Origin of the sequence: Zobellia uliginosa (assembly GCF_018860745.1) — a bacterium.
GTDB classification, from domain to species: Bacteria; Bacteroidota; Bacteroidia; order Flavobacteriales; family Flavobacteriaceae; genus Zobellia; species Zobellia uliginosa_B.
This window is the reverse complement of record NZ_JAHKPY010000003.1, coordinates 344,568-369,940: the sequence shown is the minus strand read 5'-3', so window position 1 is coordinate 369,940 and position 25,373 is coordinate 344,568. Positions and strand designations below refer to the sequence as shown.

24 protein-coding genes are annotated in these 25,373 nt (G+C 36.7%); 12 read left to right on the top strand and 12 right to left on the bottom strand.

The features are described from left to right. The first annotated feature begins 44 nt into the window (after positions 1 to 44). The gene (fahA, locus tag KO521_RS05400; protein WP_215938890.1) at positions 45 to 1,337 is read left to right on the top strand and encodes a fumarylacetoacetase; all 1,293 of its coding nucleotides are present in this window, start codon (positions 45 to 47) and stop codon (positions 1,335 to 1,337) included. Positions 1,338 to 1,392: 55 nt separating this feature from the next. Here fahA and ytxJ read toward each other — a convergent pair whose 3' ends face one another. Continuing rightward, positions 1,393 to 1,788, bottom strand: coding sequence for a bacillithiol system redox-active protein YtxJ (gene ytxJ / locus KO521_RS05395; RefSeq protein WP_215938889.1), 396 nt, complete (start codon positions 1,786 to 1,788; stop codon positions 1,393 to 1,395). Between the two features lie 166 nt (positions 1,789 to 1,954). Here ytxJ and clpB point away from each other — a divergent pair, with 166 nt between their 5' ends. Beyond that, positions 1,955 to 4,555, top strand: a complete 2,601-nt coding sequence (gene clpB / locus KO521_RS05390) for an ATP-dependent chaperone ClpB (protein ID WP_215938888.1) — start codon at positions 1,955 to 1,957, stop codon at positions 4,553 to 4,555. Between the two features lie 120 nt (positions 4,556 to 4,675). Continuing rightward, positions 4,676 to 5,272 carry a TetR/AcrR family transcriptional regulator gene (locus tag KO521_RS05385; RefSeq protein ID WP_215938887.1) on the top strand — a complete coding sequence of 199 codons (597 nt, stop codon included), beginning with the start codon at positions 4,676 to 4,678 and terminating at the stop codon, positions 5,270 to 5,272. A gap of 132 nt (positions 5,273 to 5,404) precedes the next feature. Here the strand turns inward: KO521_RS05385 and KO521_RS05380 are convergent, their stop codons facing one another. Further along, positions 5,405 to 7,207: a PorP/SprF family type IX secretion system membrane protein gene (locus KO521_RS05380; RefSeq protein ID WP_215938886.1), complete on the bottom strand. Its 1,803-nt coding sequence runs from the start codon at positions 7,205 to 7,207 to the stop codon at positions 5,405 to 5,407. Between the two features lie 99 nt (positions 7,208 to 7,306). Between KO521_RS05380 and KO521_RS05375 the strand changes: the two genes are divergently transcribed. Together KO521_RS05375 and smpB are read left to right on the top strand one after the other, a co-directional pair. Then, the gene (locus KO521_RS05375) at positions 7,307 to 7,861 is read left to right on the top strand and encodes a SixA phosphatase family protein (RefSeq protein WP_215938885.1); all 555 of its coding nucleotides are present in this window, start codon (positions 7,307 to 7,309) and stop codon (positions 7,859 to 7,861) included. Positions 7,862 to 7,969: 108 nt separating this feature from the next. Next, positions 7,970 to 8,434, top strand: a complete 465-nt coding sequence (gene smpB, locus KO521_RS05370) for an SsrA-binding protein SmpB (RefSeq protein ID WP_215938884.1) — start codon at positions 7,970 to 7,972, stop codon at positions 8,432 to 8,434. Positions 8,435 to 8,443: 9 nt separating this feature from the next. Here smpB and KO521_RS05365 read toward each other — a convergent pair whose 3' ends face one another. Then, on the bottom strand, positions 8,444 to 9,085 hold the full coding sequence (locus KO521_RS05365; protein WP_215938883.1) for a protein-L-isoaspartate(D-aspartate) O-methyltransferase: 642 nt from the start codon (positions 9,083 to 9,085) through the stop codon (positions 8,444 to 8,446). 162 nt (positions 9,086 to 9,247) lie between these two features. Between KO521_RS05365 and KO521_RS05360 the strand changes: the two genes are divergently transcribed. Genes KO521_RS05360 through KO521_RS05330 form a run of 7 tightly spaced genes read left to right on the top strand, consistent with a single transcriptional unit; the run spans position 9,248 to position 15,491 of the window. Further along, complete coding sequence (locus tag KO521_RS05360) at positions 9,248 to 10,207, top strand: Gfo/Idh/MocA family protein (RefSeq protein ID WP_215938882.1); 960 nt, start codon at positions 9,248 to 9,250, stop codon at positions 10,205 to 10,207. Between the two features lie 18 nt (positions 10,208 to 10,225). Next, positions 10,226 to 11,113: a 3-hydroxyacyl-CoA dehydrogenase family protein gene (locus KO521_RS05355; protein ID WP_215938881.1), complete on the top strand. Its 888-nt coding sequence runs from the start codon at positions 10,226 to 10,228 to the stop codon at positions 11,111 to 11,113. A gap of 23 nt (positions 11,114 to 11,136) precedes the next feature. Beyond that, on the top strand, positions 11,137 to 11,787 hold the full coding sequence (locus tag KO521_RS05350) for a YggS family pyridoxal phosphate-dependent enzyme (RefSeq protein WP_215938880.1): 651 nt from the start codon (positions 11,137 to 11,139) through the stop codon (positions 11,785 to 11,787). A gap of 59 nt (positions 11,788 to 11,846) precedes the next feature. Next, the gene (locus KO521_RS05345) at positions 11,847 to 13,217 is read left to right on the top strand and encodes an exonuclease domain-containing protein (protein WP_215938879.1); all 1,371 of its coding nucleotides are present in this window, start codon (positions 11,847 to 11,849) and stop codon (positions 13,215 to 13,217) included. A gap of 3 nt (positions 13,218 to 13,220) precedes the next feature. Then, entirely contained in the window at positions 13,221 to 14,069 is an 849-nt protein-coding gene (locus tag KO521_RS05340) for an ion transporter (RefSeq protein ID WP_215938878.1), read from the top strand. Then, positions 14,069 to 15,010, top strand: a complete 942-nt coding sequence (gene miaA / locus KO521_RS05335; protein ID WP_215938877.1) for a tRNA (adenosine(37)-N6)-dimethylallyltransferase MiaA — start codon at positions 14,069 to 14,071, stop codon at positions 15,008 to 15,010. The genes KO521_RS05340 and miaA overlap by 1 nt, the downstream gene beginning before the upstream one ends. Then, on the top strand, positions 15,000 to 15,491 hold the full coding sequence (locus KO521_RS05330; RefSeq protein WP_215938876.1) for a gluconokinase: 492 nt from the start codon (positions 15,000 to 15,002) through the stop codon (positions 15,489 to 15,491). Before miaA ends, KO521_RS05330 begins: the two co-directional genes overlap by 11 nt. Before the next feature lie 56 nt (positions 15,492 to 15,547). Here KO521_RS05330 and KO521_RS05325 read toward each other — a convergent pair whose 3' ends face one another. The 9 genes from KO521_RS05325 to coaBC form a co-directional block, all read right to left on the bottom strand. Next, positions 15,548 to 16,258, bottom strand: coding sequence for a response regulator transcription factor (locus KO521_RS05325; protein WP_215938875.1), 711 nt, complete (start codon positions 16,256 to 16,258; stop codon positions 15,548 to 15,550). Between the two features lie 11 nt (positions 16,259 to 16,269). Beyond that, on the bottom strand, positions 16,270 to 17,850 hold the full coding sequence (locus tag KO521_RS05320; protein WP_215938874.1) for a sensor histidine kinase: 1,581 nt from the start codon (positions 17,848 to 17,850) through the stop codon (positions 16,270 to 16,272). A gap of 83 nt (positions 17,851 to 17,933) precedes the next feature. Further along, positions 17,934 to 18,521 (bottom strand): dephospho-CoA kinase, encoded by a 588-nt coding sequence (gene coaE, locus KO521_RS05315; RefSeq protein WP_215938873.1) that lies wholly within the window; start codon positions 18,519 to 18,521, stop codon positions 17,934 to 17,936. Next, positions 18,518 to 19,420: a CdaR family protein gene (locus tag KO521_RS20605; RefSeq protein WP_215938872.1), complete on the bottom strand. Its 903-nt coding sequence runs from the start codon at positions 19,418 to 19,420 to the stop codon at positions 18,518 to 18,520. Before KO521_RS20605 ends, coaE begins: the two co-directional genes overlap by 4 nt. A 66-nt stretch (positions 19,421 to 19,486) precedes the next feature. Then, on the bottom strand, positions 19,487 to 20,488 hold the full coding sequence (locus KO521_RS05305) for a glycosyltransferase (protein WP_215938871.1): 1,002 nt from the start codon (positions 20,486 to 20,488) through the stop codon (positions 19,487 to 19,489). Positions 20,489 to 20,610: 122 nt separating this feature from the next. Beyond that, complete coding sequence (locus KO521_RS05300) at positions 20,611 to 21,426, bottom strand: enoyl-ACP reductase FabI (RefSeq protein ID WP_215938870.1); 816 nt, start codon at positions 21,424 to 21,426, stop codon at positions 20,611 to 20,613. Positions 21,427 to 21,578: 152 nt separating this feature from the next. After that, a complete protein-coding gene (gene recN / locus KO521_RS05295; protein ID WP_215938869.1) occupies positions 21,579 to 23,231 on the bottom strand; it encodes a DNA repair protein RecN in 1,653 nt (550 codons plus the stop codon). A 55-nt stretch (positions 23,232 to 23,286) separates the two neighbouring features. Further along, complete coding sequence (locus KO521_RS05290) at positions 23,287 to 24,174, bottom strand: DUF4835 family protein (protein ID WP_215938868.1); 888 nt, start codon at positions 24,172 to 24,174, stop codon at positions 23,287 to 23,289. Beyond that, positions 24,167 to 25,372 carry a bifunctional phosphopantothenoylcysteine decarboxylase/phosphopantothenate--cysteine ligase CoaBC gene (gene coaBC, locus KO521_RS05285; RefSeq protein ID WP_215938867.1) on the bottom strand — a complete coding sequence of 402 codons (1,206 nt, stop codon included), beginning with the start codon at positions 25,370 to 25,372 and terminating at the stop codon, positions 24,167 to 24,169. The genes KO521_RS05290 and coaBC overlap by 8 nt, the downstream gene beginning before the upstream one ends. Position 25,373 lies beyond the last annotated feature (1 nt).

Below are 25,373 nucleotides of genomic sequence, written 5' to 3'. Positions count from 1 at the left end.
ATATTTGATCAAGAATTTATCAAATACAAATTAACAATCTTACTATGCCTATATACGCGAACGACCCTTCAAGAAAAACATGGCTTCCCGTGTCCGATAAAACAGATTTTCCAATCCAAAATATTCCTTTTGGCGTCTTCCTAACCCGTGATGATATAATAACCATAGGAACCCGTATTGGTGATTATGCTATTGACCTTGGAGCTTTACATCAACTTGGCTACTTTGAAGGCATCCCCCTTACTGATGATATTTTCCTTCAAGATTCTTTAAACGACTTTATCTCTGATGGCCAAAAAACTTGGCGTTTGGTACGTAACCGTATCAGTGATATTTTTGAAGTATCCAATAAAACACTAAAAAATAATGAAGCACATAAGGATGTAGTCCTATTTGCTATGGATGAAATTGAAATGCAATTACCGGTCCAAGTAGGTGATTACACTGATTTCTATTCTAGCAAGGAACACGCAACAAATGTTGGAACTATGTTTCGTGATCCAAATAATGCTTTGCTCCCTAACTGGCTTCATATTCCCGTTGGATACCACGGTAGAAGCTCTACTATAATTCCCAGCGGCACACCTATTCATAGACCCATGGGGCAAACTCTGCCAAAAGGGGAAGATACTCCCGTCTTTGGCCCTTCCCGTTTGGTAGATTTTGAATTGGAGATGGCATTCATTACTACTGATGCCAATGCTTTAGGAGAGCCTATCGCGGTAGATGAAGCCGAAGAATATATTTTTGGAATGGTACTTTTTAATGATTGGAGCGCCCGTGATATTCAAAAATGGGAGTATGTACCCCTAGGCCCCTTTTTAGCCAAAAATTTTGCATCCTCCATCTCACCATGGATCGTAACTCTAGATGCTCTTAAACCTTTTAAAGTTAAAAGCCCTGAGCAATCCCCTAAACCATTGCCGTATTTACAGCAGAAAGAAAGACATAGTTACGATATTAACTTACAAGTGAACATAGCAACTAAAGACGGTAACGAAACTACCATCTCCAATTCCAACTTCAAATATATGTATTGGACTATGGCGCAACAATTGGCGCACCACACCATAAATGGCTGTAAGGTAAACAGTGGAGATATGATGGGTAGTGGCACTATATCCGGTCCCACACCGGATTCTTATGGGTCAATGCTGGAACTATCCTGGCAAGGTACAAAACCCGTTAAACTCAATGATGGTACCGAACGCAAATTTATTCAGGATAACGATACCGTTATTATGAAAGGGTATAGCTCAAATAAAGATGTAAGAATAGGTTTTGGTGAAGTAAGAACTACACTCCTCCCTCCTTTTAAGCTTAATAAAAAAGCTTAGAATATCTGAAAATTAATTGTAATACCTTTAACCCGTTTCTAACACATGAAACGGGTTAAAGGTATTTTTCCAAATTAATATCGGTAATGGAACCATGGGAATCATGAGCTACCACTCCCCCATTTTTAATGACCAATAATTGGGGTGATTGGTGCATTACCTGAAATTTATACCCGGTTTCATCAGAAACCTGTCTAAAACTATGTAAATCCAGAAAATAGAAATCCATCTGGCCCTCCTCAAAAGCATAATTTTGTGTAAACATATTCAAGACCATTCTACTAATACCACATGTGGTAGAATGCTTAAATATCACTTGAGGTTTAGTCAACGATTTTCTTTCAATTTCATTCAATTGATCTACAGAAGTAAGTGCTATCCAAGGTATTTTATTTTCCTTCTTATTTTCACCTTCATTTTTACTTCCAAATATATTATTAAAGAGACCCATTTCGTATTTTTATAGTAATAGTCTATAGTTCTTAAAAAACTTACACCTGACTAAATGTCTTACATTTTAAAGCATTTAGCGCCATTTTGTCCTGCGGTTTGGTTTGGTAAGATTGTTGACTTATTTCAATCAAAAATAAACAATAACACTAGAAAACTATACACATATGAACTTTAATAATTACACCACAAAATCTCAGGAGGCCATTCAACAAGCCCAGCAGTTAGCACAGGGTTTGGGCCACCAGCAGATAGAGAACGAACATTTGTTCAAGGCAATTTGGGAAGTAGACGAGAATGTTCTTCCGTTTATTTTGAAAAAATTAAATATAAACGCACCGTTAATTCAGCAGATATTAGAAAAAGAACTACAAAGCTTTCCAAAAGTTTCCGGTGGGGATATTATTCTATCTAGAGAAGCGGGCAAAACGTTGAACGAAGCTAGTATAATTGCCAAAAAGATGGAGGATGAATTTGTTTCCATTGAGCATCTTTTATTGGCGATTCTTAAATCCAAAAGCAAAATTGCACAGATATTAAAAGATCAGGGGGCAACCGAGAAAGATTTAAAAGTAGCAATTGATGAATTGCGCAAAGGTGGTAAAGTAACTTCACAAAGCGCGGAAGACACCTATAATTCACTTGATAAATATGCTCGAAACTTAAATCAGCTAGCTGATAGCGGCAAACTAGATCCCGTTATTGGACGTGATGAGGAAATTAGAAGAATACTTCAAATATTATCACGTAGAACCAAGAACAACCCCATGCTGGTAGGTGAGCCAGGTACTGGTAAAACCGCAATTGCAGAGGGCTTGGCGCATCGTATTATTCAAGGTGATGTTCCTGAGAATCTAAAAGATAAAATTATCTATTCACTAGATATGGGCGCGCTTATTGCGGGTGCCAAATATAAAGGGGAGTTTGAAGAGCGATTAAAATCGGTTATTAAGGAAGTTACCTCTTCTGATGGTGATATTGTTTTGTTCATTGATGAAATTCATACGCTTGTTGGTGCGGGCGGAGGCCAAGGCGCCATGGATGCTGCAAATATCTTGAAGCCAGCGCTGGCTCGGGGAGAGCTCAGAGCAATTGGTGCTACTACGCTAGATGAATACCAGAAATATTTTGAAAAAGATAAAGCGCTAGAAAGACGTTTCCAAAAAGTTATAGTAAACGAACCGGATACGGAGAGCGCTATATCCATACTTAGAGGTATTAAAGAGAAATATGAAGCTCACCACAAAGTACGAATTAAGGATAATGCGGTAATTGCAGCGGTAGAATTATCACAACGTTATATTACCAATCGGTTTTTACCGGACAAGGCAATTGACTTGATGGATGAGGCTGCTGCTAAATTACGGATGGAAATAAATTCAAAACCAGAAGAATTAGATGTTCTTGATCGTAAAATAATGCAGCTAGAAATTGAAATTGAAGCTATAAAACGTGAAAATGACAAGGCGAAGTTAAAATTGCTGAATATTGATTTAGCAAATCTCAAAGAAGACCGTAATGAACTTTTTGCGAAATGGGAAAGTGAAAAATCCGTTGTAGATGATATACAAAAGACCAAACAGGACATTGAAGAATTCAAAATTGAAGCAGAGCGAGCAGAGCGTAACGGAGATTACGGTAAGGTAGCTGAGCTTAGATATGGTAAAATAAAGGAATCTCATGAAAAACTGGAAGAACTTCAAAAAGTTTTGGATCAGCAGCAAATGGGAGATACTCTAATTAAAGAAGAAGTCACTAATGAAGATATTGCGGAGGTTGTAGCAAAATGGACCGGAATTCCAGTTACTAAAATGCTTCAGAGCGAACGCGAAAAACTTTTGAAGCTAGAAGATGTACTTCACAAAAGAGTGGTTGGCCAAAATGAAGCTATTGAAGCCGTGTCAGATGCTATTAGAAGAAGCCGAGCCGGGTTACAAGATGCCAACAGGCCCATTGGTTCCTTCTTATTCTTGGGGACAACAGGTGTAGGTAAAACCGAATTGGCAAAAACCTTGGCCTCATATCTATTTGATGATGAAAGTGCAATGACCCGTATTGACATGAGTGAATACCAAGAGCGCCATTCCGTAAGTAGATTATTAGGGGCACCTCCGGGGTATGTGGGTTATGATGAGGGCGGTCAGCTTACAGAAGCGGTTCGTAGAAGACCATACTCTGTGGTATTGCTTGATGAGATTGAAAAAGCGCATCCGGATACGTTTAATGTTTTATTACAGGTATTGGATGAAGGCAGACTAACTGATAACAAAGGCCGCGTTGCAGATTTCAAGAATACTATTATTATCATGACCAGTAATATGGGAAGTAGTATTATTCAAGAAAAATTCGAGAACAGTAAAGATCCTTATAGCGCTACTGAAGCTGCACGGGTTGAAATTTTAGGATTGTTACGAAAAACAATACGACCGGAATTTTTAAACCGAATAGATGACATCATTATGTTTACACCGCTTAGTCGCGAGGACATCAATAAAATTGTTAGACTGCAATTAGATAGTTTAAAGAAAAACATTGCAAAACAACATATTACGATGGATGCTACGGATGAGGCCATTAATTATCTGGCAAATAAGGGGTATGATCCTCAATATGGAGCTCGCCCTATTAAGAGAGTTATTCAGAAAGATGTTCTAAACAGCCTTTCCAAAGAACTTTTGAGTGGCACTATTAAAGCAGACAGTATTGTTCTTATTGATTCCTTTAATAATGAACTAGTATTTAGAAATCAAGATGAATTAGTAGAATAAATTCATTAACTTTAAATAACGTTAGAATTTTAAAGCATCCCATAAAAGGGATGCTTTTTTTTATGTAGTATATACCATACAGTATATAATTTTTTTATCTTCGTATAAAATACCACCTCTATGTCTACAAAAGCCGAAAGAACTACAGCCTTTATAACAGAAACTGTTGCCTCCGTTTTTATTAAGCATGGCTACATAGGTACTAGCATGAGCGACCTTACCGAAGCTACTGGACTTACAAAAGGGGCTATATATGGTAATTTCGAAAATAAAGAAGCGTTAGCACTATCTGCCTATCAATATAGTAGCAATCTTCTTTTAACAAAATTAGACGAGGTTTTATCGGAGGAAAACAATGCTCTTGCCAAACTTTTTAAACTAACGGATTTTTATAGAAATTACGATAGCTTCACCCTTAGCATGGGAGGTTGTCCTATTTTAAATACGGGTGTAGATGCACAAAATAACAATAGATTACTTGTTGCAGCAAATAAAGAAGTTATTAAAGAGGTAGAAGGTAAAATAGCCCTAGTATTAGAAAATGGAGTTAAAAGGAACGAATTACATCTTCCGGTAACTCCTTTGCAATTCGCTAAACAACTTTTTACCATGGTTCAAGGTGCAATTGCTATGGCAACTATGACCAGTGATAAAAAGTACCTTACCAATACCATAGCTTATTTAGAGGTTTTGATTAAAAAGGAACTTAAAAAATAAGTAGACCTATTATCGTTTCTATCCTTACGTTTGTAAATATATGTAGGTATCAAAAAATCTTACCTAATAATTCATAATTTACAGAAAACCATAGCGCAAACGCAGTTAAAGACTTCAAAAGAATTAGCTAATCTATTTTCCTATCACTCTAAAAATCCACGTCTTTCCGCTAAACTTACCATCAAAATTACTATCTCTGGCCTCTCTAGCTTGCCCCATAGTATCAAAACGGTTTAAGTACACATAATGAAATTTATTCTTGCTTCGAATAAAAGAATCTGGCTGAAGTCCCTTTCGCTGTAAATCCGCCATAAAAGCATCAAAGTACTTTTTCGTACCAAATACATTCGCAATCAGGTAGTAGCCGGGTTCAAGTCCGTCTTCGGATTGTACTTCTTCATATTTCTCTCCTTTTCTAGGAGCAATCACTTCTTTCTGTTGCGCAGGTTTATCTTCCTCGGCAGCTTTTTTCTGCTTCAACTTTTCTTGTGCTGCTGTTACTTGGGCAGTTTTTGCAGCTGCCGCTTCGGCAATACGTTTTTCTTTTTCTAATTTTTCCGCCACAGCAATAGCCTCTTGTTCTTTTACAGCATCAATAGCTTCCTGTTTCTTTCTCTGTTCTTCTTTTGCGATTTTGGCTATTTCAGTTGCTTTGGCTTTCTCCGCCAATACATCTTCTTGTTCTTTTGTAGCTGCCTTAGCAAGAGCTTTCTGTTCTTTTAACTGTTCTTCCGCCACTTTTTTGAGACGCTTCTCTTCTTTCTTCAGTGCCAATGCCGATTCTTTCTCTGCCTTGGCCACAGAATCCTGCATCATTTTTTCCTGCTTACGGCGTTCTTTATTTTCTTTCTTTACAAGCTTACCTTCAGTTTTAGATACTTCCGCTAATTCGTTTTCTTTTTCTAGTTCTTTAGCAGTAGCTTCTTTTTTCTTTTCCTCATTTGCTTCGGCTTCAGCTAGAGCAGCAGATTCTATTTGCTCTAACTCATTTTCTTCTGATACTATAGTACCTACCATCTTATGGCGCTCTTCCGGTTTCCCGAAAAAATAGGCCGCCATCAATTCAAAAGAAGATTCCGTACTCACTGAGGAATCAGCTCCAAACTCTACCAATGCCCCTAAGGATAAGTGGTTAAAGAATGTTCCTCCAACGCCTACTCCATATCCATAGAAATTATTGAATCCTAACTGTCCCCAATACTTATTCGTATTCAACAATGCGTTAAAACCAATTTGATTAGCCTCACCAGGAATGGTCCTTAAGTACATAGAAGGGCGAACAAAAGCGTTCATTGCCGCACCAAGCGTTACTGGAAAATCATAGGAAACGATGCCCATAAAAACTTTATCTTCTTTTTCCGTGTTGGCTTCCTTTTCCGTAAAATTAAAATCTATTAGATTCTCTGAGGCAAAACCCAAAGTAAGTCTCTCCACACTCAAACTGACACCGGGAGCCATCTGTAAAATGAAATCATCACCTGAAGATGATAATTGAGGCAACGGAAAATCCGGATCAACGGTAAAACGATCATCTGCTAACGATTGGTTAAAACCAAAAATATTGGCCCCCAAGGATAATTTCACACTCTCATTTAAAACAAAGCTATGAGCGTAATTAATTACACCCCCTGTATCAAAATAAATACCTGTATTCTGTTGAAAGAACGCTGCACCAATGGTAGACTTATTATTTAATTTTCTAGTGTAATTTATAAATTGGGTGGTAGGGTTACCATCAATGGTCTGCCATTGCCACCGTACCCAATATGCTAAAGAATTGGCATTGTTCCTATCTACGGAAAAAGCGGGGTTAAACAAACTGGCATTATATGTAGTTAGATTATGTTGCCGTAAATCTGCTGGTAAACGAGATTCTTGACTCCGCAGAACCAAAACAAACAATAGAAAAAGAAATGTATTTATAGTTCTGAGCATGATTACAAAAAAACAAAAACCAGTATTCTTACATACTTTTTTTGTCTAAATTTAGTTAACAATTATGCAAGAGTTTTCAACCAAAAACTATCACCTATTATGCAACGGATCAAATCCTTTTATATTATTCTTATTGTCACGTTAATTTTTTCAAGCTGCAAAGACGACCAAAAAAGTAACCAAGATGCCAATGGTGTTGTTTCTACTTTCTATTTTATTCGGCACGCGGAGAAAGACCGTTCAGACGCAGAGAACACAGATCCAGAATTAAATCAACGTGGTTTGGGAAGAGCAATGCATTGGGCGGAAATCCTGAAAGACGTGGATTTAGATGTTATCTACACCACGGATTACGAACGCACCTCTATGACAGCAGCACCTACTGCGGTTAAAAAAGAACTTGACGTTAAGTACTACGAGCCACAAGAGGTAGATATAGAGCGATTTAAGGCCGATAACCTAGGTAAAAACGTTCTTGTTGTTGGACACAGTAATACTACACCTGATTTTGTAAATAAAATGATAGACCTTGATTTGTATTACGAAATGGAGGATAATGACAATGGAAGTCTTTTTATTGTTCAAATTATTGGCCAACAAGCTACATCACAATTAATTCATATGGATTGCAATTGTCCCAAAGAGCGTAAATAAGTTTTCAGATTAAGTCCAACGAAGCGGTATTCATTTTAAAAATACGCTTATCATTTTCTCTGATCAAGAATTAGCCTTTAATTTCGGGAACTTCACTATTTTTGTGCCATGGTTCAAAAGAACATCAACATAAAGAATAAAAAGGCCCGTTTTGAATACGAGTTCATAGATACCTATGTAACTGGTATTGTTTTGGCAGGTACCGAAATTAAATCCGTTCGTGAAGGCAAAGCCTCTATAACTCAAAGTTTTTGTGAATTTAATGAGCGTGGTGAGCTTTTTGTAATCAACATGCAGATAGATGAGTACTCTCACGCCTCTCACTTTAACCACAAACCAAAAGCTGAGCGTAAGTTACTTATGAACAAACGGGAGCTTACCAAATTACGCAAGGAAGTAACTACCTCTGGTTTTACCATTGTGCCTATAAACCTTTTTATAAACGACAGAGGGTTAGCCAAACTAAAAATAGCCTTGGCCAAGGGTAAAAAACTATATGATAAGCGTGAAACCTTGAAAGATCGCGACAATAAACGTGACCTATCAAGAATAAAGAAAAGTTTCAATAACTAAATCAACCTACTAGTTTTTATTCTCCAGAAGTGGCACAAAACGGAAAGAACCATATTCTTTTTTTTCAAACTCCTTTTCGGATTTACGGATAAATAATGTCATTACCTGGTCATCCGTTCCGACGGGTATAACCAATCTTCCGCCAATTTTCAATTGACTCATAAGTGTCTTTGGCACTTCCGGAGCTCCTGCGGTAACTATAATTCCGTCATAAGGAGCCTGCTCCGGTAAACCTTTGTAACCATCACCAAAAATGAGTTTTTTGGGACGATATCCCATTTTTCTAAAGAAAATTTTAGTCTTTTTAAAAAGTTCCGATTGCCGCTCTATAGTAAACACTTTTGCTCGTAGGAGTAATAAAACCGCAGTCTGGTATCCACTACCCGTACCTATTTCCAAAATTTTATGATTAGGCTTTACCTCTAACAATTGAGACTGAAAAGCTACGGTATAAGGTTGAGAGATGGTCTGGTCTGCTCCTATGGGGAATGCCTTGTCTTGATAGGCATGCCCCTCAAAACTACTGTCCATAAATAAGTGTCTAGGAATTGTGCGTACCGCCACTAGCACATTTTTATCGGTAATGCCTTTAGCTACCAATATCTCGGCCAGCTTATTACGCATTCCCCTATGTTTTAAAGTATCTCTCAATGGTTTGGTTTTGAAAGGTAAAGTTAACTTGTAAAACTTCAATTCACAAGTATACCGCCTAAATGTAAGCGTTGATTTTAATTTTTTTTTCAAACTTGAATGTTCATAAATCAAACCCGAAAACTCCTAAAGTATCCTTATTTTTGATATAAATTGAAATTTATGCTTAGAGTTGGCGTATTGGGCGCAGGTCATTTAGGAAAAATACATTTACGTCTGTTGAACGAATCGAAGAAATATGAATTAGTCGGTTTTTATGATGCAGATGCCATAAACGGAAAAAAAGTAGCAGATGAGTTTGGATACCATTACCATGACAATATTAATAAACTTATAGATGCGGTAGATGTAGTTGATATTGTCACCCCAACCCTTTCTCATTTTGAATGTGCCAAAAAGGCCATGGAAAAAGGAAAACATATATTTATTGAAAAGCCCATTACCAACACTTATGAAGAAGCTACCGAACTTCTTGATCTAGAAAAAAAATATAACGTAAAAGGCCAAGTTGGGCACGTAGAAAGATTTAATCCCGCTTTTTCCGCAGTAAAACATCAGATTAACACCCCTATGTTTATTGAAAGCCATCGTTTGGCAGAATTCAATCCTCGTGGTACGGATGTGCCCGTTGTTCTTGATCTTATGATTCATGATATTGATGCCATTCTTAGCGTTGTAAATTCAGAAGTGAAACAAATTAATGCAAGTGGCGTATCGGTAATCAGTAAATCTCCAGATATAGCAAATGCTAGAATAGAGTTCAAAAACGGATGCGTGGCCAACTTAACGGCCAGTAGAATTTCTTTAAAGAATATGCGTAAATCACGTTTTTTTCAAAAAGACGCTTACATATCCGTTGATTTTTTGGAAAAGAAAGTTGAGGTAGTGAAGATGAAGGACGCCCCGGAAAAAGTAGGTGATTTTGACATGGTACTTCAAAATGCGGAAGGCGAAAAGAAACAAATCTATTTTGAAAATCCCGAAGTAGGGACAAACAATGCTATTCTAGACGAACTAGAAAGTTTTGCAGATGCTATTGCTAAAGACACCACACCTATAGTAAGCTTAAAACAAGGCACACAAGCATTAAAAGTTGCTTTACAGATTATTGCTTCATTTTAGAATTATAAAACACCACATATGCAACATATAGCGGTAATAGGCGCAGGCACTATGGGCAATGGAATTGCTCACGTTTTTGCTCAAAACGGCCATAAAGTAAACTTAATAGATCTTTCAGAAGAATCGCTTACCAAAGGATTGGCGACAATTACGAAAAATTTAGATAGGATGCTGGCCAAAGAAAAAATCACCGAGATTGACAAAACAGCCACATTAAACAACATCTCAAGCTTTACCGTACTTAAAGACGCCGTATGCAATGTTGATTTGGTAGTTGAAGCGGCTTCGGAAAATTTAAATGTAAAGCTGGGTATTTTTAAGGAATTGGATGCCATTTGTGGAGAGCAGACTATTTTAGCGACCAATACATCCTCTATTTCTATTACCCAAATTGCCGCTGCTACCAATAGACCGGAAAAAGTAATTGGCATGCACTTTATGAATCCGGTCCCTATTATGCAATTGGTAGAGATTATTAGGGGTTATAGTACTTCAGATGAAACTACCGATCAAATCATGCAGTTGTCTAGCAATTTAGGAAAAACACCAACAGAGGTTAATGATTACCCTGGTTTTGTAGCTAATAGAATTTTAATGCCTATGATCAACGAGGCTATAGAAACATTGTATAATGGTGTGGCAGGTGTATCTGAAATTGATACGGTTATGAAGCTAGGAATGGCCCACCCCATGGGCCCTTTGCAACTAGCTGATTTTATTGGTCTTGATGTATGTTTATCCATCCTTAACGTAATGTACGATGGTTTTAAGAACCCTAAATATGCTCCCTGCCCCTTATTGGTGAATATGGTTATGGCTCAAAAATTAGGGGTAAAATCAGGAGAAGGTTTTTACGATTACAATGACTCTAGAAAAGCGGAGAAAATTTCCAAGCAGTTTTTATAAAGTTCCAATCCACAAGTTTAAAGATGATAAAGGACAACCTATTAGAAATAAAAAATGCGCTTCCTGAACATGTAACCCTTGTTGCCGTTTCCAAAACGAAACCAGATAAGGATTTAATGGAAGCCTATGCCGCCGGCCAACGCATTTTTGGAGAAAACAAAGTACAGGAAATGGTAGGGAAATGGGAACGTTTACCAAAAGACATTAAATGGCATATGATAGGTCACTTACAACGCAACAAAGTAAAGTATATGGCGGAGTTTGTAGACCTAGTGCACGGGGTAGACAGTTTTAGATTATTAAAAGAAATTAATAAACGAGCCGAACAAAACAACCGAAGCATTAATTGTCTTCTTCAGATTCATATTGCAGAAGAAGACACCAAATTTGGTTTAGATAAAGAAGAATTAAATTTAATTTTAAAGTCTGATGAGTACCATCAACTTAAAAATATAAATGTAGTGGGATTAATGGCTATGGCCACCTTTACCGATAATGCAACACAAGTTAGAAGAGAATTTAACCAGCTAAAAACAATCTTCGACTCCATTCAACCAGAAAATCCACAGATAAAAACCTTATCCATGGGAATGAGTGGCGATTATCAAATAGCCATTGAAGAAGGAAGTACCATGGTACGCATTGGAAGTAGTATCTTTGGAAAACGAAACTAATAGTATTCCCCTTTACATACAACCCCAACAGACCAACACCACAGTACAAAAAAGCATAGATGTATTCCATTTTAGATATAGAAACCACAGGAGGCAAATTTAATGAAGAAGGCATTACGGAAATTGCAATTCATAAATTTGACGGACACAAAGTGGTAGACCAGTTTATTAGTTTAGTGAATCCTGAAAAGGATATTCAGCCTTTTGTTGTAAAGCTTACAGGTATCAATAATAAAATGTTGACTACCGCTCCAAAATTTCATGAGATAGCCAAACGTATTGTTGAGATTACCGAAGGCACAGTTCTAATTGCCCATAACGCACAATTTGATTATAGAATATTACGTACCGAATTTAGAAGACTAGGCTATAATTTTGAACGAAAAACCCTGTGTACGGTAGAACTCTCTAAAAAGTTGATCCCCGAAGCAGAATCTCATAGCCTAGGAAAACTAGTTAGGTCCTTAGGCATCGCAGTAAGTGATCGCCACAGAGCTAACGGCGATGCACTTGCAACCCTGCAACTTTTTAAAATATTATTGGCTAAAGACCTTGATAAGACCATTATAAAAGAGGTTATCCGAAAGGAAACCGAAGGCGAACTCTCTGACCGGCAATTAGACATTGTAGATTCTTTACCCTCTGAAACAGGTGTATATTACATGCATGATAAAGATGGAGAGATACTATATTTAGGAAAAAGTACGAATATCAAAAAAAGGGTCAATCAACATTTTACAAAAGATGGTGGCAGGGCAAGGCAATTGCAAAAAGCTACAAAAAAGGTGACCTTTGAAAAAACTGGTAATGAATTAATAGCGCTTTTGAAAGAGAACGAAGAGCTTAAAAGAAATCGGCCTAAGTATAACCATAGACCAAAAGCTGTTAGTTTTAGCCATGCCGTGTATGTTGAAAAAAATCAGGCTGGTTATGATACTTTAACAGTGAAAAAAGCAACTAAAAGAAATGGCGCTTTCGTGACATTTAATAGTGAAGTAGGTGCCTCTAATTTTATTTTTAAATTAACACGTGAGTTTAATCTTTGCGATAAGCTTAATGGTATCTCAGAAGCTAAAAAGAACTGTTCAAAATACGACGAAGGAGATTGTTTAGGTGCTTGTATTGCCAAGGAGCCTGCAGAAGAATATAATCAAAGAGTTGCAGAAGCTGTTCATAAATACTCCTTGAACAATAAAAATGTGGTAATTGTAGACAAAGGGAGAGAAATTGGTGAATACAGCGCTATATTGATTAAAAATGGTGATTTTAAAGGCACTGGCTATTATAACCTTAACCATCAAATCAATAATATTCATATCTTAGAATCTATTATCGTACCCATGAGAGGGAATGAAAATACCACACATATCATAGAGGGCTACATACGTAAGAAGCGCAGTCTAAAGATTCTTGAATTAAGCAATCAATAAAATTTGAAAGCACATAAACCCGACAAAGGCTGGAAATACAAGGTTCATGAAATAATTTATGAAGCGGATACTCCTTTGGGTAAATGGTTTGATATTTTACTGTTCATTCTGATTATCATTAGCGTTCTTTTGGTAATGCTGGAAAGTGTAAAGTGGATAGATGCCGAATACCACAACACACTTTTTATTCTAGAGTGGATTGTTACTATCCTTTTCACCATTGAATACATAGCTAGAATCGTTAGCATAAAACAGCCTAAGAACTATATTTTTAGCTTTTATGGCGTAATAGATTTACTCTCTACAATTCCGCTGTACCTCTCTTATATTTTTGCCGGATCTCAAGTTTTATTGGCTATTAGATCCCTACGTCTCTTAAGGGTTTTCCGGATATTAAAATTGGTTAGATTTTTAGGGGAGGCGTCTCAACTAAAAAATGCACTAAAGGCGAGCAGGGCAAAAATTACCGTTTTTCTTTTTGCAGTTCTTATCCTTTCCGTAATCCTAGGTACGTTAATGTATTTGATCGAAGGAGATGAAGCTGGCTTTACCAGCATACCTACCAGCATCTATTGGACTATTGTAACCTTGACCACGGTAGGCTATGGAGACATTGCTCCAATAACACCACAAGGGCAGTTCATAGCAACCTTGATCATGCTCGTAGGTTATGGTGTAATTGCCGTTCCAACAGGTATCGTAACTGTAGAATTCGGGAAAAAATCACAAGGACAAAAATCAATTGGCGACAAACATTTTGTTCATGTCAATACACAAGCTTGCAGGAATTGTTCAAAAGAGGGTCATAGAGATGATGCCACCCATTGCTATAATTGTGGAAGCGAATTATAATGGAGAAAATACTTTTATCCGTTGTAGGACCTACCGCAATTGGCAAAACCAAACTTGCCATATCTCTTGCCCAACATTTTAAGACCGAAATAATCTCGGCGGATTCCAGGCAGTTTTTTAAAGAAATGAGAATTGGTACAGCCGTGCCCACTGCTGAAGAGTTAAAACAAGCTAAACATCACTTTATACAACACATAGGCATATTCGATTCCTATTCCGTAGGCGATTTTGAACGCGATGCGCTTCTTTTACTTGACCAACTTTTTAAAGAAAAAAATATAGTGGTAATGGTAGGTGGCAGCGGACTTTACACCAAAGCCGTAACCCAAGGTCTAGATGATTTTCCAAAAGTAGACCCTAAAATACGTGAACAACTTAATCAAGAGTTTAAAGAAAAAGGCATTGAAAGTTTACAAAATGAGCTTAAAAAAAGAGATCCGGATTATTATAGCTCTGTAGACTTAAACAATCCGCATAGACTTATTAGAGCGTTGGAAGTCTGTAGAGAAACCAATGCTCCTTACTCTTCTTTCCTATCAAAAAACAAGAAAAAACGACCGTTCAAGACTATTACCATTGGCATAGAAGCTGATCGCGCACTCATTTATGATCGCATCAACCAGCGTGTTGATTTAATGGTTGAAGAAGGTCTTGTTGAAGAAGCTAAATTATTAGAAAGATACAAAGAGTTAAACGCTCTACAAACAGTTGGCTATCGGGAACTTTTTACTTATTTTGAAAATAATGAAAAGTCAGAAGTAAACAGTGCGGATAAAGAGCTAAACTTTGCATTAGAGGAAATAAAGAAAAATACCCGCAGATTTGCTAAAAGACAACTTACTTGGTTTAAAAAAAACAAAGAAACAATTTGGGTTTCTAATGATGCAGATTTTCAAGAATTGCTAATTAGGTTAAATAATATCTTACCGAATGGAAAATAAAAGACCCGTAGTATTCGTAATGGGTGTCTCTGGCTCTGGAAAAAGTACAATCGGCAAGCTTTTAGCCGAGAAATTGGATTTGGATTTTTACGATGGAGATGATTACCATCCTGAAGTCAACGTAAAAAAAATGGCTGAGGGGTTTCCTCTAGACGATAATGATCGCCAAGGCTGGTTAGAAAGATTGAACCTTTTAGCTATTGAAAACCGAGAAACCGGTGCTATTATTGCCTGCTCTGCCCTTAAGACTAAATATCGTTCTACGCTGCAAAACGGAATTGACCAAAAACTATTTTTTGTTTACCTAAAAGGCACTTTTGACGAAATCATGGCACGCCTTAAGCTTCGTGAAAATCATTTTATGCCGCCAGAATTATTACAATCCCAATTTAATACCTTAGAAGTACCCGAAGACGCTATTACGGTATCTATAATGCAAACTCCCAATGAAATTGTAGCGCATATTCTAAAAGCTCTATAAAAACAAAAAGCTCTGCCATTTCTATAGCAGAGCTTTTCGTTAATTTATTAATGGTCTTATACGTCTTCTTTAACAACCAAACGGAAACCTTCTCCGTGAATGTTCAAGATTTCTACCGTATCGTCCAATTTAAGATACTTTCTAAGTTTAGCAATATAAACATCCATACTTCTAGACGTAAAGTAGTTATCGTCTCTCCATATTTTTGTCAACGCTAATTCTCTTGGCATTAAATCATTTTCATGAAGCGCCAAAAGTCTCAATAACTCATTCTCTTTAGGAGATAATTTTATAGCTTCTTCTTCTTTGTACTTCAAGAATCTAAGCTTAGAGTTTAAATGAAAATTACCGATTTTAAATTCAAATTTCTTACTGTCTGCCAATGTATTAGACGCTTTTCTTTGAAGAATAGCTCTCAGTTTCATCAAAAGAACTTCTGAATCAAATGGTTTATTTAGATAATCATCCGCTCCTGCTTTATAACCTTTTAATACATCTTCCTTCATGGTTTTTGCGGTAAGAAATACGATAGGAACATTTTCGTTCTTTTCACGGATTTCCTTTGCCAAGGTAAAACCATCTTTGTAAGGCATCATTACATCTAAAATACAGATGTCATAATTATCCTTTTTAAACTTTTCGAATCCCTCCATACCATTCTTGGCCAGAGTTACATCAAAATCGTTCATAGATAAATAATCTTTTAGAACAATTCCAAAATTAGGATCATCCTCTACTAAGAGTATTTTTTTATTTACTGTTTCCATAACTTGTTGAGTTAGATTAAAGGCAATTTTATATAGAAAGTACTTCCCTTTCCTTTTTCACTTTCTGCGTAAACTTCACCTTGGTGATCGTCTACTATTTTTTTCACATATGCCAAACCGAGCCCATGCCCTTTAACATTATGCAAATCTCCCGTATGCTCACGGTAGAATTTTTCAAATACTTTTTTAACCACGGCTTTACTCATTCCTGCACCTTGATCTTTTATTTCAATTACAATATAATTCTTTGCAACCTCTGTATAGACGTCTATCCTAGGTGCTTTTGTTGAATACTTAATGGCGTTATCAAGAATATTTACGATTACATTCGTAAAATGCATTTCACTGGCCAGAACCTCCGTTCTTTCTGCATTTAAATGTGTTTCTATGTATCCTCCTCTATCGGCAACTATTAACTCCACATGAGCAATTGCATCTTCTATAATGTCGTGTACATCTACCCTATCCTTACTTATATCCAATTGATTCTTTTCCAACTTGGATATACGCAATACATTTTCCACCTGTGCGTGCATCCGCTTATTCTCTTCGCGAATCATGGTCAAATACCTATCTACCTTTTCTGGGTCTCCTATAATTTTAGGATTCCGTATAGCTTCTACTGCCAGGTTTATTGTTGCAATAGGTGTTTTAAATTCATGCGTCATATTATTGATGAAATCAGATTTAATTTCTGATATCTGCTTTTGACGTATAAGTTGATAAATAGCCCCAGAATAAGCAATTACAATAACCAATGTAAAAAGAAGCGATAAAAGAGCCATTCTGATGATTGAACCGATCAAAAACTTCTTTTTCTTGGGAAAGGAAATCAATAAGGAGAAATTACTTGCTCCTTCACTATCCTTAAAGATAGGTGTTTCATAGAGCATGTCCTTTTCAAATTTGAATTTCCTAGACTTTACTTTCGTAGGAAGCCCTCTACTGTACACCCCATATTCATAATCAATATTCAGGTTTCTATTTTTCAATTCTCGATTAAGAAGGAGCTTAATTTCCTGATTGGAAACTCTTTTATGAATAGGTACTTTTTTTGCGTACTCACTAAAAACGTCTTCAAACTGAGCTTTTTCTATGGCCGATAAGCCTCCTATTTTCTCAAGTTTTTGAACGGCATTCAATTTATACTCCTTACCGTCCAAACCAAAATCTTCCTTAAAGATTGTTTTGGTACGCTTACTGGTATACCCCTTAATCGTGGTAGTATCACTACCATTACCATTATCAAAGAACGTAGATGCTATATTATAATCTTCCTCTAAAATACCATGGGAATAAAACCGTATCTCATTAGAGTTTAAATCACGATCTATAAAAAAAATATTTCTTAAGTGAGAGCTTTTAGGCTCACCTACACTATCCTTTATATTGATGTAACGCTCAAAATAGTCCTTTGTTTCCCTCTCCTCTATTTTATCGGAAACCTCATTTAAGACTTCAGATACTGTATTAGAAAACTGTTCTTCCTTATCCTCAACAGATTGTTTTATCCACAAGAACTGAACAGATATTATTCCTATCAGGGAGAGACTCATCAACGCCACCAAAAGGACAAATAACCTCTTATTCATTTAAAAACAAAATTAAAGATTTAACATATAGCAGGTAGTACGTTTAACCAAACCTTAACAAAAATGTTAAAATGGCGTGAGACCTATATTTTATTAAGTATATCGTGATGAACATCTAAGACCTTAACCTTTGTTTGATCTATATTCTCGTTTTGGATGACATAGTCAGAAGACTCTATTTTCTTATCGTCATCCCATTGGTTTTTCATTCGTGCCCTTATGCTATCTACTGTACTGGACTCGTCTCGGAGCATAACTCGGTTGATTCTAGTTTCCTTTGGAGCAGTAACCAAAATGATAAAGTCATAAAAATCCTGAGACCCAATTTCGAATATAATAGCAGCTTCCTGAATTACATAATCCGAGGTCTGCTCGTCCGCCCATCGCGTAAAATCTTTTCTAACTGCGGGATGTACTATTGCATTAAGTCCTTCAAGAAGTTCTTTAGTATTGAAAATCTGTTTTGAAACGTAACCACGGTCTAACTTACCATCCTGATATGCTTCTTCTCCTAGGAGTACCTTTATAGCGGAAATAAGTTCTGGTGATTTCTGCATTAAAGTTTTGGCACGCTCATCCGAATTGTAGATAGGTACGCCCAAATCCGCAAACATTTTTGCAACAGTGGTCTTACCACTTCCTATGCCACCTGTTAAGCCTACAATGGTCATTTTTTATTCAGTATATATTCTACGCTGTTTTTTTCTAGTTTTACACTATGCAGCCCACTAGGCTTTTTACGTAATTCCAGTTTAAGCTCGTCCGTATTACCATCTTTTAATTGATTATAATCCGCAATAACTTCAAAATCGGATGCTTCCAATTTTTTTAAACGTTTTAACTTCGCTTTGCACAAAACAGAAATCTTGTCCGGAAATGTTTTTACATTTATATCGCTTGGAAAATGAACCGTTATTATAGGTACCTCGAAAACTTTTTCTGAAAAACGGGCAATTTTAGCGGTAAGTTCAACTTTGCTGATGGAATAATTGGTATTTCTAAGTTCTTTAGGTCTTTCTATTTGAACCGTTTCCGAGAAATCGGCATTTAAATCAGGGAGAGTCAACTTTTTTGTGCGAACTACGCCGATACTATCTATCTCTTCTGAAGGTCCGGTAATCGTTACTGAATCTGGTTGAACCTCCATTTTTCCATCTAACAGATAATTCCTGGCCATATTAACCTCCACATTAGGTTTTACAGGAACCTTTTTAGAGACAACGGCTAACATCCCCACAAAAAGAGTATCGGTTTCAATATCGATCAAAGTCATAGAACTGCTAAGTTGTCTTTCTACCTGTTTACGATATACGCTTTGAGGAATATAAAATATTGAATCTTTTTGCTGTGCATCCGCCAAGTCTATAAATACCTTGGCATGTTTAAAGTTAAACCCCATTAGCTGGAATCCACCAGCTTTTATTTTTACCTTGAGCTCATTATCCATAGCCCCCTTAAACAAATAACCTTCTGGAACATTCACGTATTCCAAATCAAAATTGGACGTACTCACATAACTTTCCGAAAGATTATTAATGAGCCATATCAAAGTTGAAAAAAATAAAAACACTAAGAATATTTTTACTTTTCTCTTCTTCAGAGCCTTCTTGACCTTATCTGTTATCCAGTTTACCAATTATTTGAAAAATAAGTTTGGAAACAAAGTTTCCGGTTGCTTTTTGCTAAAGTTAAGGAAGATAGTGGATTTTAAAAAACCATATCCGTATCCCATGAATTGAATGCTCACAGCAACCAACGACAGTAAGGCTACCGCCAAATTTCTATTCTTTAAAAGTGAATCTATAAAAATGAGCGTAAAATAAATCAGATATAAATATAGAAGTAAACTAATACCTACTGCGAAGAAAATAAGTGAAACTAAAAAACCTAAACAAAATAATGTTGGAAACCAATACGTCATTTTGGAGGTTTTAGGGTGCCATTTATTCAAGATAGGACGAACACTACCGAATTTCTTAACCTGAATAAAAAACTTGTTCCAATCAATTCTACGTTTATGATATACAAAAGCCTCTGGTATCAACTTAGTGTCAAATCCTTTATCCCAAATACGAAAAGTAAAATCCGGGTCCTCTCCCGGATGAATTTTTCCAAATCCGCCTACGGTTTCAAATGCTTTTTTAGATATGCCCATGTTAAAACTGCGCGGCTGAAATTTATCCAAAGCCTTTTTGTTACCACGAATCCCACCGGTAGTCAAAACCGATGTCATTGCATAATTGATTGCCTTTTGCAAAAGCCCAAAGGATTCATGGGCCGCATCCGGACCGCCAAAACAATGAACAAAATCTTTATCCAAAGCACTATGAACCGCCTCTAAGTAATGCGGTGGAATCAAACAATCCGAATCTACGATTAGAAAGTAATTACCCTTAGCGCGAGTCATTCCGTAGTTTCTTGAGTCGCCAGGTCCTGAATTCGGTTTCTGGTAATAAGAAATAGAAAGACTGTTTTTATATTTCTCAACTACGTCCTGAGAGGAAAATGTAGAGCCATCTTCCACAATCAAAACTTCAAAATCCTTTGAATAGGTCTGATGTGTAAGACTCTCCAATAGCTCCGTAATTTCTTCGGGTCTATTGTAAACCGGAACTATAAAAGAAAAATATAAATCCATAACCTCTTATACGGAAATTTCAAAGGCATTTTACATTGCCAAATTGATAATGTAAAATGCCCGAATATATGCCGAAAACTAATGTTTCGTCAGAATTAAATCTATTGATATCTACTATATTTCTACTCTTCGGTAAAATGTTCTATCACCTCTTGACTAACGCCTGTGTTAGAGAAGCCGCCATCATGAAACAAATTTTGCATGGTTACTTTTCTGGTAAGATCAGAGAAAAGGGTAACGGTATAATCAGCACATTCTAATGCAGTAGCATTCCCTAATGGGGACATTTTCTCAGCATAGCTAATGAAACCTCCAAAGCCTTTTACACCTTGTCCGGCGGTAGTGGGTGTAGGAGATTGAGAAATAGTATTTACACGAACGTTTTTCTCCTTACCAAAGAAGTAACCAAAACTACGTGCTACAGATTCTAAATACGCTTTATTATCTGCCATATCATTGTAATCTGGAAATACACGTTGTGCCGCCATATAGGTCAAAGCAACAATACTTCCCCATTCTGCCATTGCATCTGCTTTGTACAAGCTTTGCATAACTTTATGAAAAGAGAGTGCTGAAACATCCCATCCTTTATTAGTAAAGTCATATTTTTCATCTGTATAAGAACGACCTTTTCTAACGTTCACGGACATACCGATAGCGTGTAGTACAAAATCTATTTTTCCACCAAGAATTTCAACTGACTTGGCTACCAAGTTCGCAAGATCCTCTTCACTAGTTGCATCGGCAGGAATAACCTCAGAGCCGGTTTTTTCGGCTAAATCTTTAATTTGCCCTAAACGCATAGCTACGGGTGCATTGGTCAAAACAAAAGTTCCTCCTTCTTCATGAATACGCTCTGCTGTTTTCCATGCTATTGAATTTTCATCCAAAGCTCCAAAAATTATTCCTCTCTTACCTTTTAATAAATTATACGACATTGTGATAGATTCTGTTGGTTGTTCTTTAAGCGCCAAAGATATTTAAAAAGTTGGCAACAAATTGTTGCCATATGAATAAAAACACATTTAAAAGTCCAAAAATGGACTTAAAAACCAAATCTAGCGCATAAAAGCGCAAGCAGTTAGGTATTCTAGTTCAAAAGCTGCCTAGCGTGAGCCATAGCAGATTCAGAAAGCTCCTTACCCCCCAACATTTCAGCTAACTCCACTACTCTTTCCTCATTGGTCAATTCTTTCATGTTGGTTTTGGTAACAGCACCCTCTTCTAATTTATAAACTTTAAAGTGGTGGTCTCCTTTTGAAGCTACCTGAGGTAAATGGGTAATAGAAAATACTTGCATACTTTTACTCATAGCCTGCATGATATCTCCCATTTTACCTGAAATTTCCCCAGAGACTCCAGTATCAATTTCATCAAACATAATGGTAGGCAGATTTTCGTATTTTGCTAAAATAGATTTTATGGTAAGCATAATTCTAGAGAGCTCACCTCCTGAGGCCACTTTTTTCAACTCGCCGTAATCACCACCTTTGTTAGCCGAAAACAAAAAAGATAGACCATCTGCTCCGTTCGACTTAAAATCATCGGCCTTTGAAATTTCAATTTTAAAAGTTGCGCTTGGCATTCCCAATGTTTTTAGCGAATTTTCTAATTGCTTTTTAAGTTCGGGAACGACTTTTTTACGTTTTCCGGTTAACACATCTACCGTCTTTTGTAAAGCTGCTTTTTGACTTTCCAGTTCTTTTATCTTCTTTGCTATATCTGACTCAAGATTTTCCGTAACACTTACTTTTTCTAAAAGTTCTTCTCTGATCTTCAATAATTCGGAAACCTCCTGAACCCCATGTTTTTTCTGTAAATCATAAAGCTGCTGCAACTTTGAGTTCGTTTCTTCTAATAGTTCTGGATTAACTTCTGTTTCTTCCTGGTAATTCTGAAGCTCAGAAGCAATATCATCTACCTCAATAAAAACAGATTGTACACGCTGGTTTAAATCAGCATACTGAGTTCCAAAACCTGATAATTTATTGGCCACTTGTTTAAGCTCCGTAAGTAAACTGACAATACCCACCTGCTCATCATTCAAAAGTTGGTGTCCGGACGAAATCAAATCGAGGATATTCTCTACATTTTCTAATTGTTCATACTGCTCTTCAAGCTCTTCTTGAATGCCTATCTTTAAGGGCGCCGCCCGTAGTTCCTCTAAAAGAAAACTATTATAATCGTGTTCTTTATTCGCTTCTTTCTCAAAATTAATTAGGTCTTCTAATTCTTTTGAAGCCTTTCTATACTGATCAAGTTTCTCACCATAATCCGTTAACACCTTTTTATTATCAGCCAAAGCATCTATAACTTTCAACTGAAAATCATTTTCTGTGAGCTGTAAAGTCTGGTGTTGGGAATGTACATCTATAAGACTACTTCCTAAACGGGTAAGAATATCCAATCTAACCGGAGAATCATTTACAAAAGCTCGGGATTTGCCGCTAGGTTGAATCTCCCTTCGGATTATAGTCCTTTCTTCATAATCTAAATCCTCATCTTTAAAAAAGGATTTCAAGTTATACTTATCAATCTGAAATTCAGCTTCTATAACACATTTTTTATTTTTATCCCGTAAAGAAGATAAATCGGCACGTTTTCCCAAAACCAGGGACAAACCACCCAATAAAATAGACTTACCAGCACCTGTCTCACCAGTAATACAGGTAAAACCGTTTGTAAACGCTACATTTAGATTGTCTATTAATGCGTAATTTTTTATGGAAAGTTGTACTAGCACAGTTTTCTATTCGATTTGTGCCGTAAAGATAAATGATAATTTCGTACCGAAAGAACTAGTACTTAATATCGTTCCAAGTACTGGAATATAAAGGAGCAATATTGTTCAATGTCTCTTTTAGCTGAACAATATCTACTTTTGGCCCGTCTGAAAAGATATTTTGTATCTCATCTGACTTCGCATCAAAGAAAGTCTGAATCAAAAACGCATTAGGCCTGCGTTTTATCATCGTTTCAAAAAGTTTCATAGTTCCTGCAATAACTTGTTTGCCCGTACTATTATTATCACCTAGAATATCAAGGCCCTTACGGTGGTAATTATACATAGCAATGCGGTATTCACGATAGGTGTTGGATAATAAGTTATCTACCAACTCAAAACGACTGCGATCGCTGTTCTGATCCCAACCGGCGTAATTGCTACCTTGTGCTTGTGTGGTAATCTGCTGTGCTTTTCTAAAATACTCAGTCCCGCCTTCCAAAGAAAATGTATCTGCATCAAGTCCTAATATAATGTACACATAGTACGAGACAACACTGATCAGATTAGATTCAAATACGTTTTCATTAAAGACTAGAGGTTGAAATTCTATGTACTCAAAATTAAGCTGATTGTCTTTGTAGTTAAAGACAGGTGTTTCGTAAGAGGTATTAAAAACGGGGCGTGATGATTGTATTTGAATATTACCCTCAAAACGGTTGGACTCGTAATTGGTAATGGTAATAAACATTTGGGTATTTATACGTTCGTTTTCCTTGTAAGTACGGTTAGTCCATTTGTTCTTATTAATAAAATCATTTAAAGAACGTTCTAAAGTTTTAAATATCTGCTGATTGGTTTGAGAGACCTGATCTGCATTTATGGTAACTACACAATTCATTTCTTGTGCCGAAACCGACAACATAAAAAATGAACAAATAAGTATAAAAATGAAGTTACGCATGGTATCTTTTCAAGATTTCATCAAAAATGTCCTTGGCCACCTCTGCCTTGGTCTTTAGTTCAAACGGTGTAATCACAGAATTCTTATCTATAAAAGTGATTTTGTTGGTCGGTTTTCCAAAACCAGCCCCTTTATCGTTCAGAGAGTTAAGAACAATAGCATCTAAATTTTTCTTTTTAAGCTTGATTTTAGCATTCTCTAGCTCATTTTCTGTCTCTAATGCAAAACCTACTAAAAACTGCTCTTTTTTCTTTTCACCCAAAGACAGTAAAATATCTCTAGTCTTTACCAATTCAATAGAAAATTCAGGTTCTTTTTTCTTGATTTTTTGATTTGCAACCGTTTTAGGCCTGTAATCAGCCACCGCTGCAGCACAAATAGCAATATCAATATTTTTATAATGCGAATGGACTTCATTATACATTTCTTCGGCAGAAGTAACCTTCCTCAAATCGATTGAATCATGAGAAACCACAAAATGAGAGGGACCAGAAACCAAAATAACCTCTGCCCCCAAGTTTGCCGCAACCTTAGCCAATTCATACCCCATTTGACCAGAGGCATGATTACCAATAAAACGCACAGGATCAATAGCCTCATAAGTGGGACCAGCGGTAATCAGTACTCTCTTACCGCTAAGCGGAAGGCCCTTTTTCAAATAAGCCTTTATGAATTCTAAAATATCCTCCGGTTCCGCCATACGCCCTTCACCATGAAGACCACTAGCCAATTCTCCGGCCGTGGCAGGAATCATTATATCGCCAAACGACTTCAGCTTTTTAAATGATGCCTTTGACGAAGGATGTTTATACATATCCAAATCCATTGCCGGAGCAAAAAACACCGGACATTTAGCAGATAAATATGTGGCAAGCAATAAATTATCACAAGTACCATTTGCCATTTTAGACAAGGTATTCGCCGTAGCGGGAGCTATGAGCATCACATCTGCCCATAAACCCAATTCTACATGATTGTTCCATTCTGTTGCGCCTTCACCCTCATTAACAAAAGAGGAAATTACAGGGTTTTTGGAAAGTGTAGCTAAGGTAAGTGGGGAAACAAAAGAGCTGGCGCTATCCGTCAAAACAACTTTGACATTAGCGCCAGCTTTAATCAGTAAACGTACAAGAAATGTAGTTTTATAAGCGGCAATCCCTCCGGTAATGCCTAAAAGGATATTCTTACCGCCTACCATA

What these genes read in the sequence shown, in the direction of transcription:
- fahA (WP_215938890.1), top strand. Translation starts at nt 45, where the DNA reads ATGCCTATATACGCGAACGACCCTTCAAGAAAAACATGGCTTCCCGTG.
- ytxJ (WP_215938889.1), bottom strand. Translation starts at nt 1,788, where the DNA reads ATGGGTCTCTTTAATAATATATTTGGAAGTAAAAATGAAGGTGAAAAT.
- clpB (WP_215938888.1), top strand. Translation starts at nt 1,955, where the DNA reads ATGAACTTTAATAATTACACCACAAAATCTCAGGAGGCCATTCAACAA.
- KO521_RS05385 (WP_215938887.1), top strand. Translation starts at nt 4,676, where the DNA reads ATGTCTACAAAAGCCGAAAGAACTACAGCCTTTATAACAGAAACTGTT.
- KO521_RS05380 (WP_215938886.1), bottom strand. Translation starts at nt 7,207, where the DNA reads ATGCTCAGAACTATAAATACATTTCTTTTTCTATTGTTTGTTTTGGTT.
- KO521_RS05375 (WP_215938885.1), top strand. Translation starts at nt 7,307, where the DNA reads ATGCAACGGATCAAATCCTTTTATATTATTCTTATTGTCACGTTAATT.
- smpB (WP_215938884.1), top strand. Translation starts at nt 7,970, where the DNA reads ATGGTTCAAAAGAACATCAACATAAAGAATAAAAAGGCCCGTTTTGAA.
- KO521_RS05360 (WP_215938882.1), top strand. Translation starts at nt 9,248, where the DNA reads ATGCTTAGAGTTGGCGTATTGGGCGCAGGTCATTTAGGAAAAATACAT.
- KO521_RS05355 (WP_215938881.1), top strand. Translation starts at nt 10,226, where the DNA reads ATGCAACATATAGCGGTAATAGGCGCAGGCACTATGGGCAATGGAATT.
- KO521_RS05350 (WP_215938880.1), top strand. Translation starts at nt 11,137, where the DNA reads ATGATAAAGGACAACCTATTAGAAATAAAAAATGCGCTTCCTGAACAT.
- KO521_RS05345 (WP_215938879.1), top strand. Translation starts at nt 11,847, where the DNA reads ATGTATTCCATTTTAGATATAGAAACCACAGGAGGCAAATTTAATGAA.
- miaA (WP_215938877.1), top strand. Translation starts at nt 14,069, where the DNA reads ATGGAGAAAATACTTTTATCCGTTGTAGGACCTACCGCAATTGGCAAA.
- KO521_RS05330 (WP_215938876.1), top strand. Translation starts at nt 15,000, where the DNA reads ATGGAAAATAAAAGACCCGTAGTATTCGTAATGGGTGTCTCTGGCTCT.
- KO521_RS05325 (WP_215938875.1), bottom strand. Translation starts at nt 16,258, where the DNA reads ATGGAAACAGTAAATAAAAAAATACTCTTAGTAGAGGATGATCCTAAT.
- KO521_RS05320 (WP_215938874.1), bottom strand. Translation starts at nt 17,850, where the DNA reads ATGAATAAGAGGTTATTTGTCCTTTTGGTGGCGTTGATGAGTCTCTCC.
- coaE (WP_215938873.1), bottom strand. Translation starts at nt 18,521, where the DNA reads ATGACCATTGTAGGCTTAACAGGTGGCATAGGAAGTGGTAAGACCACT.
- KO521_RS05305 (WP_215938871.1), bottom strand. Translation starts at nt 20,488, where the DNA reads ATGGATTTATATTTTTCTTTTATAGTTCCGGTTTACAATAGACCCGAA.
- KO521_RS05300 (WP_215938870.1), bottom strand. Translation starts at nt 21,426, where the DNA reads ATGTCGTATAATTTATTAAAAGGTAAGAGAGGAATAATTTTTGGAGCT.
- KO521_RS05290 (WP_215938868.1), bottom strand. Translation starts at nt 24,174, where the DNA reads ATGCGTAACTTCATTTTTATACTTATTTGTTCATTTTTTATGTTGTCG.
- coaBC (WP_215938867.1), bottom strand. Translation starts at nt 25,372, where the DNA reads ATGGTAGGCGGTAAGAATATCCTTTTAGGCATTACCGGAGGGATTGCC.